Genomic DNA, 15,676 nt, shown 5'->3' on the forward strand with positions numbered 1-15,676 from the left:
TGATGCTCGACCTGCACTGCTTAGCACTCCGAATCCTGAATAAAGCGCACGATGGCTCTCACCTCTTCGAAATCTTCCGAACGGAACTGATAGGCGAAGTTGCCCATGGCCCGGCTGAACACGTCTTCGATCGGCGCGAAATGGACGATTTTTTCGCCATGGGCCGCAACGATGGCTCTGTGGTCGTTGACGTAGCGGATATGGTTCTTCCGGCTGGCATAGCCCGTGTAGTAGCGCCCCGTGAAAGGCCCGCCAACCGTGTTATGGACCACCATCTGCGCCCATTCTCGGTAGACGTCCATGTCGTACGAGTAGTTGATGGCGTCGGTCATCCAGGCGCCGGGCGGGCGCATGTTGATTTCGAGCGCCACGATGCGCTTGTCGGCGCGGGTCTGGAAGAATTCGATGTGGAAGAATTTTTCCCGGATGCCGAAGGCCTTCACCGCCGCGCGGCCGGCCTCCTCCACCTCGGGGTCGATGAATGGCAGGCAATAATAGTTGAGGTGGGAGTTGGTGTTCACCACGTCCATGATGCTCTGCTCAAAGCGGTGGCTGGCGGCGAAGACGACCTGACCGTCGCGGTCTACCAGCCCGTCATAGGTCAGCACGATGCCGTCGATGAACTCTTCCGCGACGTAGCTCACGCCCGGCAGCTTCGCCGTCTCGAAGGCGTCGAGGCCCTGTTTGCCGTCGATCTTCACCGTGTTGCTGGCACCCGACCCCTGATCCGGCTTGATCACGATGGGATAGCCGACCTCGGCGACGAAAGCCTCCACGCCGGCCCGGCTCGAATATTTGTGCTGCCGGATCGTCTGGACACCCGCCTTTTTGAAGAAGGCGCTCATCTTCGATTTGTGCTTCAGGTTCTCGATGAAGTCGCTTCGAATGCCGGGAATGTTGAAATCGGTGCGGACCGCGGCATCCTTTTCCAGCCAGTGCTCGTTGAGGGATTCGAAACGATCGATCCGCCCCCAGCGATGAATGAAATGGCCCATGGCGCGCAGGACCTGATCGGCATCCTCCATATCCGCGACACGGTAATATTCGCCGAGCACATTTTTCAGCCTTGGCGCGAGATGGCTGTAGGACGCATCGCCGATACCCAGAACCGTAGCGCCCGCCTTGTGAAGACGGTCGCAGAATTCGATGCTGCTCGCGGGAAATTGCGGAGAAAAGAATACAAACTTCACGAGGAAGACACTCCGAAGACAGGAGGCAAGGGGGCCTCTTGTACATTAGCCGAAAACGATGCGTAGGCTGCGTGGTGAGGTTGGGCTATGCGCCTGCGGCGACGGCTTCCAGCCGGGCCGCGAAGCCGTTCGTCAGATCCCGGATCCGTCAAGCTGCTGGGCGTCTTCGCCTTCCCAAGGTGAGGGCGCGGAGGCACGGCTGCGATCGGCCGAGGGCATCGGCATCCAGCACTTCAGTTCCGGTTCGGCATATTCAATGACGCGGCCGGGGGACGAATCGGAAGCGCGCCAACCCTCTGCTCCAAACCGATCGCCATTCGACCAGTAGGCGACATCCACTTCCGCCGGCCCCTGTTCGGAGGAGCGGACGGTGACGAGAACCCGGCTACCGTCTCTGGGTGCGCTTGCCATGTGGCGCCACCGGTCTGGTTCGTCCATTATTTTTCCTCCTGCCTCGCGGTTGGTCGAAGTGTCGTCTGGTCATCGAAGGCGGTCAACCCAAACTTTCACGGGTCATCCACTTTCGATTGGCCGGCCCGTTGCAGGCAAGTAAGCCGCCGATCCAGACGTAACCGCTTGCATATTGCAATCGGATCTGCATGATTGTCGCGTCCAGGGGAGGGACGTGGCTATGGCCAAGCTCGTATTCGGCATGAACCAGTCTCTGGATGGCTACGTCGATCACATGGCGTTTGGGCCAAGCCCCGTACTCTTCCGTCACTTCATCGAGGAGGCCCAGGGGCAGGCGGGCAGTGTGTACGGCCGCCGGATCTATGAGATCATGCGCTATTGGGACGATGATCACCCTGAATGGGATGCAGACAAACACGCCTTTGCTGCGGCATGGCGGAAACAGCCGAAATGGGTCGTCTCACGCTCGCTGAACTCCGTCGGTCCGAACGCCAGGCTTGTCGCGGACGACCTTGAGGAGGCGATCCGAAGATTGAAGGCGGAGCATGAAGGGGAGATCGAAGTTGCCGGTCCGGTCCTGGCGAAAAGCCTCACCGAACTTGGCCTGATCGATGAGTATCGCATCTACCTTCACCCCGTCGTGCTCGGTCACGGCACGCCATATTTCGCGGGGCCCCGGCCGCCGCTCCGTCTTATGACGCACGACCGAATTGGCGAGGATGTGATCAGGCTGACCTACGTTCCCGCTTGATCCCGCGGATTTCGACGCCATGTGCGCGCGTCAAGCCTCTAGCCGGTCATGCCCTTCATGCTGTCGGTATAATACTGCTCGTAGAGATCACGGTACTGTTCCGCGCCGCCCGCATCGCTGTAACGGGTCAGCGCCGCCATGTCAGTCTTGTTGAGGATGACGCCGAGCGTCTTTCCCTCGATCCGGTGTTCGGCGGCGAGGAGCTCGCGCACGAAGTTCGCAGACGTCTTGCCCCATTCGATGACGAAAAGGAAACCGTCTGCCAGCGGCTCGAAGGCCTTCGCATCGACCACAGGTCCAAGCGGCGTCAGGTCGACCACGACATAGTCGAAATTCTGCCGCGCCTCATCGATGAGTTGCTTCATCGCTGCCGAGGACATCAGTTCGTTGGCTTCGTGCCGGCGGGCCTCGCCCGGGCGCAGCGCAATCGGAAGGATGGCGAGCTGGGATCGGCGGTCGGTCTTGACCGCCTGCGTCCAGGGGATGTCGCCACGCAGCACCTCGACAAGGCCGATCTGCGGGGTCGGTTTCATCATGGCGCTAAGGCCCGGCCGGCGCACGTCCGCGTCGATCAGCAGCGTGCGCTTGCCGCTGACGGCAAGGAGGGCCGCGAAATTGGTCGCGACCGTCGACTTGCCTTCACCCGGTAGCGCCGAGGTGACGCCGATCACGCGGTTCTGACGGCCGTGGAGCATGGTTTCGGCAGTGAGCTTCGCATTGCGCAAGGTTTCGGCAAAGGCGGAGCGGGGTGCGTCCAGCACCACGCGCGTCATGCGCTCGAGCGGAATGACGTCGTCATCCTCAGCGCCGGACGATGGCTCGGTTTTGACGGCTTTGGCGCCGATCATCGCGGGCTTGCGTTTCTTCTGCCCGCCGCCGACGAGCGGCAGGTAACCGAGCGGTTTCAGGCCCAGGATGGTGCGAACGTCGTTTTCGAGGCGGAAGGCGCGTTCGCGCATCTCCTGCACGAAGGTCAGCGCGCCGCCGGCCATCAGGCCGAGCACCAGCGAGAGGCCGAGCACCATGGTCTTGCTGGGGCTGGATGGCGAGACGGGGACGCCCGCATCGGAGATCACCCGCGCCTTGGCGATCGGGAAGGACTGTTTTTGCGAAGCCTGCTCGAAACGGCCAAGATAGCTTTCCGAAAGCGCCTTCAGCGCCGTCGCTTTCTGCTCCAGTTCGCGCAGGCGCACCGAGGAGCGGTTCGCCTCGGCATTGTTGCCGGCGACCTTCTGGATGTTTTCCCTGAGCGAAACCTCGCGCGAGCGGGCGACGTCATATTCGTTGCGGTAGCTTGCCGTCAGCTGCTGAAGCTGTCGGTAGATCTGCCCGGCAAGGTCCGCCTTCTCCGCCCGCAGGGCGGTGGCCTGCGGATGATCCGCACCGAAGTTCTTCGTAATGTCCTGGGCACGCTTGACGACGGAATTGTAGCGGCCGCGCAACTCCTGCAGCGCAGAGGCATCCGCCCCCTGTGTCGGGATGGACGCATTGTCGATAGCATTATCCGGGCCCTGCTCGACGATCGCCTTAAACTGGGCATATCGAGCCGATGCGCTGGCGGCATCGGCCTGCGCGAGGATGAGCTGACTGTTGAGGTCGGCAAGCTGCTGTTCCGACATCAGTTCGCCGCGTGCCGTGGTGAGGCCGTTTTCCGTGCGGTATTGCTCTACCTCCAATGCGGCCTCTTGTGCGCGAGCCTGGATGTCCGTCAACCGCTCCTGAAGCCAGGTGGAAGCCTGTTCCGTCGCTGTGAAGTTGGAACTCAACTGGTCCTCGAAGAAGGCTTCGGCATAGCGCCTGGTCACGGCGGCCGCGAGTTGCGGATCGGTGGAACGGAAGGACACGGCGAGCACGGCGCTGCGCGACACACGTTCGACCGTCAAGGCCTGCTGCAGCACGGCGGCCGCCTTGTCGCGGCGGCCGTTGGCGAGCGCGTCTTCCGATGCTTGCGGTCCGGCGGAGCCGAAGGACGCCAGCGACTTCACCCATCCCTTGGCGATCGCGAGGGGCGATTGCGGTGGATTGACGATGGTCTCGTTGTCGGCGAGTTTCAGGTCGTCGACGACGCGCAGCGCCAGCCGGCCTGATTTCAGGATTTCGGCGGCACTGGCAATGCGCATGTCGACCTGCTGGCTGCTCTGCGGCGCCGGCTCGCTCTCCTCCGCATAGCGCGACAGGTCCTCATCGAGCAGGATCTGCGTCATCGATGTATAGACAGGCGTCGCGAACAGAAGATAGGTCACGCCCAACGCGAGCGCGAGCGCGACGGCAAGGCCGATCAGCCGCGCCCGGCGAACGAGGATCGTCAGCAGGCGGTTGAGGTCGATGAAGGAATCGGACGGATCCGGTTCCCGTCTCAGGATGCTGCTGTGCGGTACGGTGCGTTGGTGCATGGGGCTCCGTTCTACCTTTCGGGCGCGATGGAAACTCTGTCCTCCCGGAGGCGGCCCCGGATCCTCCCATCCGGGGCCTTGGTCTTATGCCGCGCGAATCCGGCCCTCGTGCGACGACATCATGGCGCGCAGGGACTGGTAGACCGCACCGCCGATATCCGGCCGCGCGAGCGCGAAGGCGACATTGGCTTCGATGAAGCCTTGTTTGGAGCCGCAGTCGTAGGTTCGCCCTTCGTAAGCATGGGCGTGGAACGGCTGGGTTCCCGAAAGTTTCAGCATGCTGTCGGTCAACTGGATCTCGTTGCCCGCGCCGCGCTGCTGGCGGGCAAGATGGCCGAAGATTTCCGGCTGGAGGATGTAGCGGCCGTTGAGAAAAAGATTGGACGGGGCTTCGTCGGCCCGCGGCTTTTCCACCATGTGGGTCACGGCAAAACCGTGGCGCACGGCAGCCCCCTTGCCGACGATGCCATATTGCGAAACCTCTTCGGGTGCGCATTGTTCGACACCGACGACATTGCCGCCGACCTCGCCGTAGAGATCCATAAGCCCGGCAAGGCAGCCGCGTGGGCCAAACGAGATCATGTCCGGCAGCAGCAGCGCGAAAGGCTCATCGCCGATGACGTCCCGGGCGCACCAGACCGCATGGCCAAGGCCGAGCGGCGCCTGCTGGCGCGTGAAACTGACCGATCCGGCCTGCGGCAGAAGCTCTCCCAGTTCGCGGACCTTATCGTCCTTGCCGGATTTCTCGAGCGACGAGATGAGCTCCGGCGTGTCATCGAAATGGTCCTCGATGACCTGCTTGTTGCGGCTGGTGACGAAGACGACATGCTCGATGCCGGCCTCGCGCGCCTCGTCGAGGGCATACTGCACGACGGGGCGGTCGACGATGGTCAGCATTTCCTTCGGCATGGCCTTGGTGGCCGGCAGGAAGCGGGTTCCGTTGCCGGCGACGGGAATGATGGCCTTGCGGACAGTCCTGGTTCGCTCCATGGCATTATCCTTTGTTCTTGAGCGCGCGATCCTGCGCTGTCGTTGGGGAGGAGGCAGCGCGGCGCGCGGCCGTCTTGCGATGGGATGGCGTCACGAGACGACGCCATCGGGCGGCAACCGGCATCGCCAGATGCCGGAGTGCGACGGGATCGCCGAGTGCCACTTTAAGGGCAGGCCCGAACGAACGGTTCTTGAGATGCTGGACGAGCGCAAGGAAGGCGCGCGTCTCGTGGAGGTTGCGCGTGCGGCGGCGCTGCGCTGCCGCTGCTGCTGCTGTCAAAGGGTAGCGGGCGAGGAAACGCTGGTCCCCGGCAAGCATCGCCTCGACGTGACGGAGATGCAGCACGCGCGAAATCGAGCCTTCACGGATGTGGTAGACATAGCCCCCTGCCGGGGTGACCACGCAGCGGCCGCCGGCGGCGAGCGTCGAGGCGAAGAGCAGATAGTCCTCACCGATCCGCAATGCCTCGTCATAGGCAAGGTCGTTGTCTTCCAGGAAGGCGCGGCGGAAGACCGGCTTCATGTAGCCGAAATTGTGCGTGCTGCGAAAAATCCGGTTGGAATCGATGAAATCGGGGAGGTCGAGCCGTGGGGTTCTGGTGAGCAGATCGTCCGGAAACATGGTTTCGAGGCGGCCGTCGAGATGCAGGATGTCGATGTTGTCGACAACGAGTGCTGCGTTTTCCTGCTCTGCGGCTGCGATCATGCCGCCAAGCCGCTCGGGCCGCATCGTGTCGTCTGCATCGAGCACGGCGATCCAGCGGCCGCGTGCCAAGGCGAAGCCGGCATTGCGCGCACCGCCGGGGCCGCGATTGCGATCCAGGGCGACGAGGCGCACGGCGGGGTCAGTGAAGACTGCGACGGCTGCACGTGTCGCATCCGTCGAGCAATCATCGGCGACGATCACCTCCACCGTCACGCCCTGCTGTGCAAGGGCGCTCCGAATGGCGCGCTGGATCGTCTCGGCCGCGTTATACGCGGCGATGACGATGCTGATGTCGGGGGCTGTCATCGCACGGTCTCCAGCTTTCCATAGGGCTCGATGGCGCGCGCGCCGAACAGGCCGCCAATGGCGCCGGCATGCAGCAGGCCGCGCAACAGGAAGCGGTTGCGGCGGATCGGGAAAAGGGCAAAGGCGGCGGCACCCGCAAGGCAGGTTGCGCATTTCGCGCCGGCAAGGGCTGCCGCTTTCATACGGGCGGCACCTTCATGCCGTTCCGCAAGCATGCGGCCATGGGTCTGCCCCATGCGCAGCCGTCGCTGCGCCAGCCAGGCGAAGCGGGCGCGGGCCGCGGGGACGGGTTCCTCCACCCAGGCATCGGCGGCAAAGACGATGCGGCCGCCAGCATCGTAGACCCCGCTGAAAAAGGCGGAATCCTCGCCGCCGCTGCGGCCGAGCGCAAGGTCGAACCGTCGCCCGGCGATCGACGGTGCCGCGAGGCGCATCAGGACGTTGCAGGTATAGCCCGTGCGGATCTCGCCCTTCACCCAGACGGGTCTGGTTGCATGAAATTCGCCACGCCGCATCCAGTCGGGGGCCCCCGGCCCGTAGAGGGCGCGGACGGGCCCCAGCACGACATCCGCCCCGTTCAGTTCCGCCGCATAGAGCAAGCGGGACAGCCATTGCGGCTCCACCGTCTCGTCGTCATCGACGAAGGCGAGGAAATCGGCGTCGCTGTGATCCAGGCAGGCGTTGCGGGCAATCGAAATATTACCGGCCGGGCAGTGAACATACGCCACCTCCATGGGTAGCCACGCCACGACAGCCTCGACACGGGGATAGGCGCTCGGTTCGACATCGTTGTCGGCGACGATGACGCGAAGGCTGATACCCGGCGGAACCTTCAGCGTCGCCAGGGATGCGAGCGTTTCCGTCAAAGCCTCACGGCGGAAGGTGCAGACGGCGATATCGATGCGAAGCGGCGCACTCATGCAGGCACCCTGCGCTGGCGGATGTCGAGCAGTTCGCGCCAGAAGCCGGCCGACCAGGCGAAATGCATGATCATCGCGGAGATAGCGGCGAGCGGGCCGTAGGGGTTGCGCTCGCCCAGCGCCATCCAGGCGCCGTAACCGAGGCAGGCCGCCGCCCACAGCACGAAGGGCACGGCCGCAATCCAGGTCAATGCCGCGAGGAATGCACCGACGGCGACCGGCGCCACCATCAGGGGCAGCATCTGGCGCAGGCTCGGCCGCGCGCGGTGTTTCAGAAAGTTGCGCGCCCGCCCGCGACCGTAGCCGAAATACTGCTTGAAGAGCGGCAGGGCACTGGCGCGGGGATAGTAGATCATGCTGGTGCGCGCAGTCATCCAGATGCGATAGCCCGCCTGGCGGAGCCGGTAGTCGCACTCGGCGTCCTCATTGGCCGTGAAATTTTCGTCATAGCCGCCGACGGCCCGGAAGGCCGAGATGCGCATCAATGCATGGTGGCCATGGTCGGCCCAATGGCTCTGCGCCCCCACGCGATGCTTGGCCCCACCATTGCCGAGCACGGAATTCTGGGCCACGGCCGTCGCTTTCTGGAAGGTGCCGAAGCCGACGGTCTGCATGGCGACGACGACGGAGTCGGCACCGGTTTCCAGCGCCTCCTCCACCAGTACGCGGCAGTAATCCCTGGGATAGGTGCCGTGCGCGTCGATGCGGATCATATAGTCGTGCTCGACGCCGAAGGTTTCGACGGCAAGGTTGATCGCCGCGCTCTGGATGCGTTTGGGATTGTCGAGCACATGCATCTTCGGCAGGCGGGCCGCGAGGCTGCGGGCGATGTCCCGCGTGCCATCCGTGCTGCCGCCATCGACAACAACGAGTGTCGCGTTGAGCTCGGCAAGGGTGGGTTCGAGCTGGCTCACCAGCGACTCGAGATAGGACGCCTCGTTGAGGCACGGGATTACGATCAGGCAACGCACGGCTGCGACAGCGTCAACGGTCATGGCAATCCACCTTGTTGGCGACGAGGGAGGGAATGGGCTGCGGCGCCGCAGCCTGCTCCGCCGGACGGCGAAGGGCGGCGAGACGCTGGACGAAGGCGGTGCAATCGGCGCGGTCGAGAATCCATGGCCGTGTGCCGCGCCGGACGAGATTGGCATGAAGCGCCTGATAGGCGGCTTCGTCGAAACCCGTGAAACGGCCGATCAGGGTTTCAAGCCGTGCATCGGCAAGCGCCAGGCCAACGCCGTGCTCCGTGGCAAGCCGAGCCGTCTCGGTTCCATCGAGAACGATGGGGAGGGCGCCGTGGCGGCAGCCCTCGTAGAGCCGGTTCGGCAGGAGCCAGAGCGAATTTTGCCCTTCCTCGAAGAAGTCGATAGCCCAGGTGAAATCGACCTCGGCATAGATCGCGGCAAGGTCTTCCGGATTGCGGTAGGGGCCTTCGAACCGAAGGAAGGGCTCGCGGTCGACAAGGCCATCGAAGTCGTCGAACTCGCTGCGCACCGGCCGGCCACGCAGCACGACCTCGAAGCGGCCTTCCATGCGCCGGGTGAAGGCGGCGAGCAGATCGAAAGACTTGCGGCAACGGATCGCCCCAAACCAGCCGATACGCCACGGTGCGCCCGCCGGCCGGGTGCGGGACGGGATGGCCGTTTCGCGGCCATCGAGCTCCAGAACCCGATTTTCGAGCAGATGGACGGGCGCGCGAAGGCCGGACAGCGGCTTGAAATAATGCTCGACAAAGGCCGGGGAGCTGGTGACGAGAAGGCCGGCCCTGCGGCCGAAATGGCGCTCCGCCGCCCTGAGCGCCTTGCCGGTCATGCCGCCATTCAGCAGCAGGCGGTGCACATCGAGGCACTCATAGGCAACAGGCACGCCACCGAAATGCGTGGAGGCGCGGCCGGCGAGCGCGAGCATTTCGAGATTGCGCGCAAGAATGACATCCGGCCGGGGAGCACCAGCCAGCAGCCGGGGGAGTTTCGCGGCCGCGCCCGCTACAGCAACGAGGCGCTGGACGAAGCGGGCATCCGCGGTGGCACCGAGTTCGAGCGGCGTGACGCCCTCGATGTCCGCGAGACGGTTTTCGCCGCGCCGGAAGCCGGCGAGCGTCACTGCGGCACCGCCGGCGCCAAGCATCAGCACCCGCCGGCGGACGGCGGGATCGGAAAGGTCGTGAACGAGATACAGCACCCTGGGCATCGGGGTCATCCGTCAGTTCAACAGGCAGGCGACGGAGCCGTCGAACTGGCAAGGGTCGCCTTCTGCCGTGAAGGCGATGCGCTCGACGTCGAGCGTTGCCTTGCCGGCAAAGGCGAAGCGGCCCATCCAGTCCGATAGTGTGTCGGTGCCCCAGAGCGAAAGGAAGATCTTCTGGGCGTTGGACGGCAGTTTGGCCGGGTCCGTCACCTCATGCACGAGCACGCCGTTGACGTAGTAGCGCAGGCGATCCTTCTGCCAGGCGAAGGCATAATCGTTGAAGTCACTGTCGGCGCCGCCTTCCACGGGCACCAGTTTCTCATTGCCGCCCTTGCCGGCGATGTACTGGTTGACCTGCACACGGCCCGTATCCTTGCCGAGAACCTCGAAGTCGATCTCGTCATGCGGCCTCTTGTCGGCGGGGCCGATGTAGCTGAAGAAGGCCGAGTTGAGGCCGGGACCTGTCGCCGCTTTCATCCGCACCTCGTAGGTGCCGTAGCCGTAGCGCTTGCGGGTCTGCACCTCGCCGCAGGAAAACTGTCGTTCACCGGCGGGCCGGGCGTCGAAAGACAGCGTGAGCTTGCCGCCATCGACCGCGACCTGATCCTTCGACCAGGTGCAGTTCTGGTGTCCGCCGTTGTTCCAGCCGTCGGAAACATACCAGCGGGCGGTGTCGAGCGTATCAAACTCCTCGACGAAAGAGGTGCCGCTCACGCCTTCCTGCGCGGCGAGCGGGCCGGCGGCAAGCAGGATCGTCGCGGTGCAGAGCGTTGTTTTCAGGGAAATGGTCATTGTCACCTCCGTTGGGCGATGGGGCCGTCGGGCTCCATCTGCGGATGGCCGGCCACGGGCCGTTTCTGACCGCCTGCGCGGCGGCCGGTGAGGATGGCGGCGAGGGCCGGCGTGAAGCGCCGCGCCGCTGCATGGGTCGAAACGAGGATGGCAAGCGCCAGCGCGGGGCTTGCGGCATAGAACAGCGGATAGTCGGCAATGCCGAGCCGGTTCCAGACCATCCAGAACAGGATGAGCAGCGGATAGTGCCCGCAGAAAATCCAGAAACTCAGGCCGCCGAGCCGCGATAGCGCCTGACCGGTGCCGGTGCGGATGAGCAGCGCGGAGAGCGCCCAGGCGCCGAAAATGCCGGCAATCGCGGCAAGGGCGCGCAGCGTGTCGAGCCACACCGGAAATTCCGGGCCGAAGGCATAGAGCGCGAAGGAGAGCAGCAGCGCCATCGTGACAGCGGCGAGCACGACGGGCACGGCGAAACGATCCAAACGCGTGATATCGACGCGATGCAGCGCGGCCGCAACGCCGAAGCTGAAGCCGAACAGGATGGATTTCTTGAGGAAGATGCCGTTCGGCAGCGGCAGCACCGCATAGGCCAGCATCAGGATGAACACGGTGCGCGGATAGCGCATGACGACGAAGGCGATAAGCGGCGACAGCAGCAGGCAGAGCAACAGGTCGCGCAGGAAATAGAGCGGGATGTTGATCGGCCAGGTTTCGATGGCAAGGCCAAGATTCATCAGCTCGCGCGGACTGGCGTTCACCACATCCGGCAGGTAGCCGAAACCGATACCGCCTGTCTGCGCGATATAGACGAAGGCTAGAAAGGCCGCGTTCCAGAGAAGGAAAGGCAGCAGGATCGTCGAAGCCTTGCCCCGCAAGGTCTTGCCGTAGTCGAAGCCCGCAAGGCCGCGATGAAAAAGCAGATAGCCGGAGATGGCACTGAGGCACGGCACGCCGATGCGAAACAGGCTGTCGGCGAGGAACACACGCAGCCAGTCCAGCCCGCCGAATGTGCCCATATAGGGGCTCGTCGCCGGATCATAGGGAACATGCACGAAGATGATCCCGGAAATCAGCACGATGCGCATCAGGTTGATACGCGCCGAGATGGTCGCGTCGATGGTCACGATGTCCGTCACCCCTCTGGTGAGCCGATCCCCCCGGACGGCGTTCAAACAAGAGCAGACTGGAGCCTACGAAGTGGAGTGTGAGTGACCGGGCGGCAAAAAATATGGCGACGCAGCAATTTCATCGGCAAGAACGGTTGCATTGCAGCATACGCGGTCCGACCGGCGGCGCGAAGTCGCGTCATTTTTATGTGCCGGCAGGAAAGTTCGAGCCCCTGCCCCTCAATACTTTGAAGTCCATGCGAATATACTGATTTACCCGCAATTTCTGGGTGCAGCGCGGACCGAAACTTTTTTGTGGTTCCGGGTGCGTTTTGCCGGCGACCAGTGTGAATACGGCCGCCGGAGGTCGAATTGCGGCGGGCTCAAGGCAGGTCGGCGACGACGGCCGCCTTGGGCCGACGCACGAGATCGACGAGTTTTTTCAGGAGCGGCCGCTCGGTGAGAAGCGTGAACACAGCATAGATCAGGCCGCCCAGCGCGATGCCGAGCACGACCTGCAGCGCGGGATGGAAATGCTGGGCGAGATAGTGGTCGAGCGCATAGCGCACGGCGAGCGCCATCAGCGCAGCGGTCAGCATAGGGCGGATCGAGCGGTAGAAACCGGAGAGGAAAGGCGTCTGGTCTGCGCGGAAGACGACCCAGGAATAGCCGACGAGAACGAACGCGTTGACGAGGCAGAGCGCCAGCATAGCCTCGACCAGCGTACCGTTGTGGGCGCCGTAGGCCACGGCGGCGGTCGTTGCCACGGCGCGGCCGACAGCCCACCAGAACAATGCCCCGCCGTGACCGGACCCCTTGAGATAGGGGATGAAGGTGCTGCAGGGAGTGAGCAGCCCCTTGGAGAGAGCAAGCAAGCCGAGCACCGGCCAGGCGGCGGCCCATTGCGGGCCAAACAGCAGCAGCATGGCGGGTTCGGCAAGCGCCCAGAGGCCGAACATCATCGGCGCGAGCAGCAGGGTCGTCACCTGCGTGCTCAGCATCAGCGCCTGCGAGCGCCGCCGCCGGTCGTGCATCATGGCGCTGAAGGCGGGAAACAGCACGCCCATCACGCCTGACAGCACCACCTGATTCGGAATGCTGGAAAAGCGATTGGCCGCGGAATAGGCACCGGCATCGGCAAGACCGAGAAAACGCGAGATCACCACCATGGGCGACTGGAAGGTGACAAAATTGGCGACTTCCGAGCCCATCAGGCCGAGACTGAAGCGTCCCAGGCGAACAACGCCATTGGTGCGAAACTGAAAGCGCGGCAGATAGCGCGACACGAAGAACAGCCCGGCAAGCCGTATCACACCTGCTACGAAAAGCTGCGCGACGAGCGCCCAGACGCCAAACCCCGCAAGTGCCAGGATGACGGCGGCAATCGCTGCGACCGATTCGGAAATCATGCTCCACAGCGCATCCCGGCTGAACTGCATGCGCCGCGCGACCAGCGCATAGGCAACGTCGCCGGCAAGCTGAAGCGGAATGAGCAGGCACATGAGCCGGAGAAGATAGGCCGCGTCGGCCGCGCCGAACCAGCCGGCGAGCGGTTCGGCCCAGATGTAGAGCCCCGCCGCCATCAGGCAGGCGAAGGCGAGATTGGCCCAGAAAACGGAGTGGATCGTCTCCTCGTCTTCGCGAGGCTCAAGGATCAGCGCGGAGGCCAGACCCGCCCCGCCGATCATCGCCAGAAACTGCACGACGGCAAGCGCGACAGCCACGCCGCCGAACTCTTCGGGCGTCAGCAGACGGGCCAGAATCGGCACGGTGACAAATTTAAGCCCGAATGTGCTTGTCTTGGATAGGACACTCCAGCCGACGTTTCGGGTCACCGACTTTGCATTCATGGACTGGGACATAGCGGGATCCTGTATCGCAAGAGGAGCTTTGACGACGACGACAAGCCTGCGCCGGAAACGGCCGCGCCCCGGTGGGAGGAGACCAGACGAACGTCTTTCTAGAGAGAACACAGGGACGAAAAAATGGCGAAGCTGACAGTTGTAATCCCCTTCTACCAGAAGGATCAGGGCATTCTAAGGCGTGCGCTCACGTCTATTTTTTCACAAAATTTCAAAGACTTCGACGTCATCGTTGTCGACGACGAATCCCCTTATCCCGCCGATGGCGACATTATCGGTTTTTCCGAGGAAGAACGCGCCCGCGTGCGCATTGTGCGCCAGGAAAATGCCGGGCCGGGCGGTGCGCGCAACACCGGGCTCGACAATGTGCCCATTGAGACCGAGTACGTCGCCTTCCTTGATTCGGACGACACATGGGCTCCCGACCACCTCGCAGAGGCAGTGAGGGCGATGTCGCAATTTGACGCGAACTGCTATTTCGCCTCAATCACCGGCAGCGATGCGTTCTACTATCATTTCGGTGTTGCCGACCTCGAAAAGACCGAGTCCGTCATCCGTCTCTCCAATGATCCCTTGCTCATCGAAATTCCCGGCCTGACGCAGGTCATGCTGAAGAACTGGAGTTTTCTGCACCTCTCCGCGATGGTCATCGGTCGTCCGCTCATCGAGCGCATACGCTTCGATGCGGCGCTGCGGCTTGCGGCGGAGGATGTGCTGTTCTTCTGCGACTGCGTGCTTGGAGCCCGGCGCATTGTGCTGAGCGCGAGCGCCGGCGCGGTGCGCGGCGAAGGGCTCAACATCTTCCACGGCGTGGACAACGACTCCCCCCAGTTCCTGCACCAGCAATTCAACACCTGGGTGGCGCTGGACCGGCTGGAACAACGTTTTGCCGAACGTCCGGCTGAAATCGCGTCGCTGCGCTCCTACAAGCAGACGGCGCGGCGCCAGGCGCTATGGAGCCAGGCGCGGCGCGTGCGCCACCGCAAGCTGCCGCAGTTCGACATGCTCGCTCGCTGGGCGGTGCGTGATCCCAAGCTCTTTACCAGCGTCTTCGAGCTTGCCGCCGGCAAGTTCTCCCGCTGATCCAACGTTTTCAAGGAGAGGTCATGAAGCCCTACTACTGGGAATCGCAACATGGCAATTTCGGTGACGATCTCAATCTCTGGCTCTGGGATTTCCTGCTGCCGGGGTTCCGCGAGGCGCATGCGGACGTGCTCCTCGTCGGTGTGGGCACCGTGCTGAACAGCACCCTTCTGCCGGAAGAGGGGCGAAAACTCGTGCTCGGCAGCGGATTCGGCTACGGCAGCCTGCCGGATATGCGTGACAGGGATCTCTGGGATATCCGTTGCGTGCGCGGCCCGTTGACGGCCGGCAAGATCGGCGTGGCCGAGGACCTCGGCATCGTCGACCCCGCAGTGCTGGTTGCCGACATGCCGGAGTTTTCCAATCAACCGAAGCGTTATCCCTGCGCCTTCGTGCCCCATTGGGAATCGGCGGTGGCGGGGCTCTGGCCGGTCGTTTGCGCGACCGCGGGCATGCACTATATCGATCCACGCGGGGAGGCGAAGGACGTGATCGGCGAGATCGCGCAATCCGAGCTGATCATCGCGGAATCCATGCATGGTGCGATCCTCGCCGATGCCTTCCGGGTGCCGTGGGTGGCCGTCAGCACGTCGGCCAACATCAACAGCTTCAAATGGCAGGACTGGGCGGCGACGCTCGGCGTCGAGCATCGGCCGCGCCGCATCCCCATCTCCACAAGGGCAGAGGCGATCATCAAGGGCGCCCGCTTCTGGGGCGTCGATTATGAGGGGACGACCTTCGCGGGGACCGGAGAGATCGCCGTAGCCCAGGCATCGCCACGGTCAGGGCTGCGCCTTGCCGCCAAGCAGATGCTTGCAGCACCATCGACCCTGGCGCTGTGGCAGGCAAGCCGCGCCGAACCGCAGCTCAGCAGCGATGCGCGCCTTCTCGAACGCAAAGAGCGGCTCTATGCCGTGCTGGAGAATGTACGGCGCGACTATCTCTAGGGTATTTCGCTTTTCTCGCGAAAACGCCGCAT

Annotated in this window: 14 protein-coding genes; 3 read left to right on the forward strand and 11 right to left on the reverse strand. The window is 63.7% G+C overall.

Annotated elements, in window-relative coordinates:
• Positions 1-20: 20 nt before the first annotated feature.
• Together MUO32_RS04445 and MUO32_RS04450 are read right to left on the reverse strand one after the other, a co-directional pair.
• Complete coding sequence (locus tag MUO32_RS04445; protein ID WP_257947012.1) at positions 21-1,190, reverse strand: ATP-grasp domain-containing protein; 1,170 nt, start codon at positions 1,188-1,190, stop codon at positions 21-23.
• A gap of 132 nt (positions 1,191-1,322) precedes the next feature.
• Entirely contained in the window at positions 1,323-1,628 is a 306-nt protein-coding gene (locus MUO32_RS04450; protein WP_257947013.1) for a hypothetical protein, read from the reverse strand.
• Between the two features lie 193 nt (positions 1,629-1,821).
• Here MUO32_RS04450 and MUO32_RS04455 point away from each other — a divergent pair, with 193 nt between their 5' ends.
• Complete coding sequence (locus tag MUO32_RS04455; protein WP_257947014.1) at positions 1,822-2,352, forward strand: dihydrofolate reductase family protein; 531 nt, start codon at positions 1,822-1,824, stop codon at positions 2,350-2,352.
• Between the two features lie 38 nt (positions 2,353-2,390).
• Here MUO32_RS04455 and MUO32_RS04460 read toward each other — a convergent pair whose 3' ends face one another.
• The 9 genes from MUO32_RS04460 to MUO32_RS04500 form a co-directional block, all read right to left on the reverse strand.
• On the reverse strand, positions 2,391-4,745 hold the full coding sequence (locus tag MUO32_RS04460) for a polysaccharide biosynthesis tyrosine autokinase (protein ID WP_257947015.1): 2,355 nt from the start codon (positions 4,743-4,745) through the stop codon (positions 2,391-2,393).
• A gap of 84 nt (positions 4,746-4,829) precedes the next feature.
• The gene (locus MUO32_RS04465; protein WP_257947016.1) at positions 4,830-5,735 is read right to left on the reverse strand and encodes a UTP--glucose-1-phosphate uridylyltransferase; all 906 of its coding nucleotides are present in this window, start codon (positions 5,733-5,735) and stop codon (positions 4,830-4,832) included.
• A 4-nt stretch (positions 5,736-5,739) separates the two neighbouring features.
• Positions 5,740-6,747, reverse strand: coding sequence for a glycosyltransferase family 2 protein (locus MUO32_RS04470; RefSeq protein ID WP_308311247.1), 1,008 nt, complete (start codon positions 6,745-6,747; stop codon positions 5,740-5,742).
• Positions 6,744-7,667 (reverse strand): glycosyltransferase family 2 protein, encoded by a 924-nt coding sequence (locus tag MUO32_RS04475; protein WP_257947017.1) that lies wholly within the window; start codon positions 7,665-7,667, stop codon positions 6,744-6,746. The genes MUO32_RS04470 and MUO32_RS04475 overlap by 4 nt, the downstream gene beginning before the upstream one ends.
• Positions 7,664-8,662 (reverse strand): glycosyltransferase family 2 protein, encoded by a 999-nt coding sequence (locus tag MUO32_RS04480; RefSeq protein ID WP_257947018.1) that lies wholly within the window; start codon positions 8,660-8,662, stop codon positions 7,664-7,666. Before MUO32_RS04480 ends, MUO32_RS04475 begins: the two co-directional genes overlap by 4 nt.
• On the reverse strand, positions 8,652-9,857 hold the full coding sequence (locus MUO32_RS04485) for a glycosyl transferase family 1 (protein ID WP_257947019.1): 1,206 nt from the start codon (positions 9,855-9,857) through the stop codon (positions 8,652-8,654). Before MUO32_RS04485 ends, MUO32_RS04480 begins: the two co-directional genes overlap by 11 nt.
• Before the next feature lie 12 nt (positions 9,858-9,869).
• Positions 9,870-10,646: a glycoside hydrolase family 16 protein gene (locus MUO32_RS04490; protein ID WP_257947020.1), complete on the reverse strand. Its 777-nt coding sequence runs from the start codon at positions 10,644-10,646 to the stop codon at positions 9,870-9,872.
• 2 nt (positions 10,647-10,648) lie between these two features.
• Complete coding sequence (locus MUO32_RS04495) at positions 10,649-11,764, reverse strand: acyltransferase (RefSeq protein WP_257947171.1); 1,116 nt, start codon at positions 11,762-11,764, stop codon at positions 10,649-10,651.
• Between the two features lie 371 nt (positions 11,765-12,135).
• Entirely contained in the window at positions 12,136-13,614 is a 1,479-nt protein-coding gene (locus tag MUO32_RS04500) for a lipopolysaccharide biosynthesis protein (RefSeq protein ID WP_257947021.1), read from the reverse strand.
• 123 nt (positions 13,615-13,737) lie between these two features.
• Here MUO32_RS04500 and MUO32_RS04505 point away from each other — a divergent pair, with 123 nt between their 5' ends.
• Positions 13,738-14,697 (forward strand): glycosyltransferase family 2 protein, encoded by a 960-nt coding sequence (locus tag MUO32_RS04505; RefSeq protein WP_257947022.1) that lies wholly within the window; start codon positions 13,738-13,740, stop codon positions 14,695-14,697.
• Between the two features lie 23 nt (positions 14,698-14,720).
• Positions 14,721-15,644, forward strand: a complete 924-nt coding sequence (locus tag MUO32_RS04510) for a polysaccharide pyruvyl transferase family protein (protein WP_257947023.1) — start codon at positions 14,721-14,723, stop codon at positions 15,642-15,644.
• Positions 15,645-15,676: the final 32 nt, after the last annotated feature.

It is taken from the genome of Shinella sp. CPCC 101442 (assembly GCF_024704725.1).
Lineage (GTDB): Bacteria > Pseudomonadota > Alphaproteobacteria > Rhizobiales > Rhizobiaceae > Shinella.

Excerpts from the sequence above, each read along its gene's own strand:
- MUO32_RS04485 (WP_257947019.1), bottom strand. The coding sequence starts at position 9,857 with ATGCCCAGGGTGCTGTATCTCGTTCACGACCTTTCCGATCCCGCCGTC.
- MUO32_RS04470 (WP_308311247.1), bottom strand. The coding sequence starts at position 6,747 with ATGACAGCCCCCGACATCAGCATCGTCATCGCCGCGTATAACGCGGCC.
- MUO32_RS04460 (WP_257947015.1), bottom strand. The coding sequence starts at position 4,745 with ATGCACCAACGCACCGTACCGCACAGCAGCATCCTGAGACGGGAACCG.
- MUO32_RS04450 (WP_257947013.1), bottom strand. The coding sequence starts at position 1,628 with ATGGACGAACCAGACCGGTGGCGCCACATGGCAAGCGCACCCAGAGAC.
- MUO32_RS04455 (WP_257947014.1), top strand. The coding sequence starts at position 1,822 with ATGGCCAAGCTCGTATTCGGCATGAACCAGTCTCTGGATGGCTACGTC.
- MUO32_RS04500 (WP_257947021.1), bottom strand. The coding sequence starts at position 13,614 with ATGTCCCAGTCCATGAATGCAAAGTCGGTGACCCGAAACGTCGGCTGG.
- MUO32_RS04490 (WP_257947020.1), bottom strand. The coding sequence starts at position 10,646 with ATGACCATTTCCCTGAAAACAACGCTCTGCACCGCGACGATCCTGCTT.
- MUO32_RS04475 (WP_257947017.1), bottom strand. The coding sequence starts at position 7,667 with ATGAGTGCGCCGCTTCGCATCGATATCGCCGTCTGCACCTTCCGCCGT.
- MUO32_RS04505 (WP_257947022.1), top strand. The coding sequence starts at position 13,738 with ATGGCGAAGCTGACAGTTGTAATCCCCTTCTACCAGAAGGATCAGGGC.
- MUO32_RS04480 (WP_257947018.1), bottom strand. The coding sequence starts at position 8,662 with ATGACCGTTGACGCTGTCGCAGCCGTGCGTTGCCTGATCGTAATCCCG.
- MUO32_RS04465 (WP_257947016.1), bottom strand. The coding sequence starts at position 5,735 with ATGGAGCGAACCAGGACTGTCCGCAAGGCCATCATTCCCGTCGCCGGC.
- MUO32_RS04510 (WP_257947023.1), top strand. The coding sequence starts at position 14,721 with ATGAAGCCCTACTACTGGGAATCGCAACATGGCAATTTCGGTGACGAT.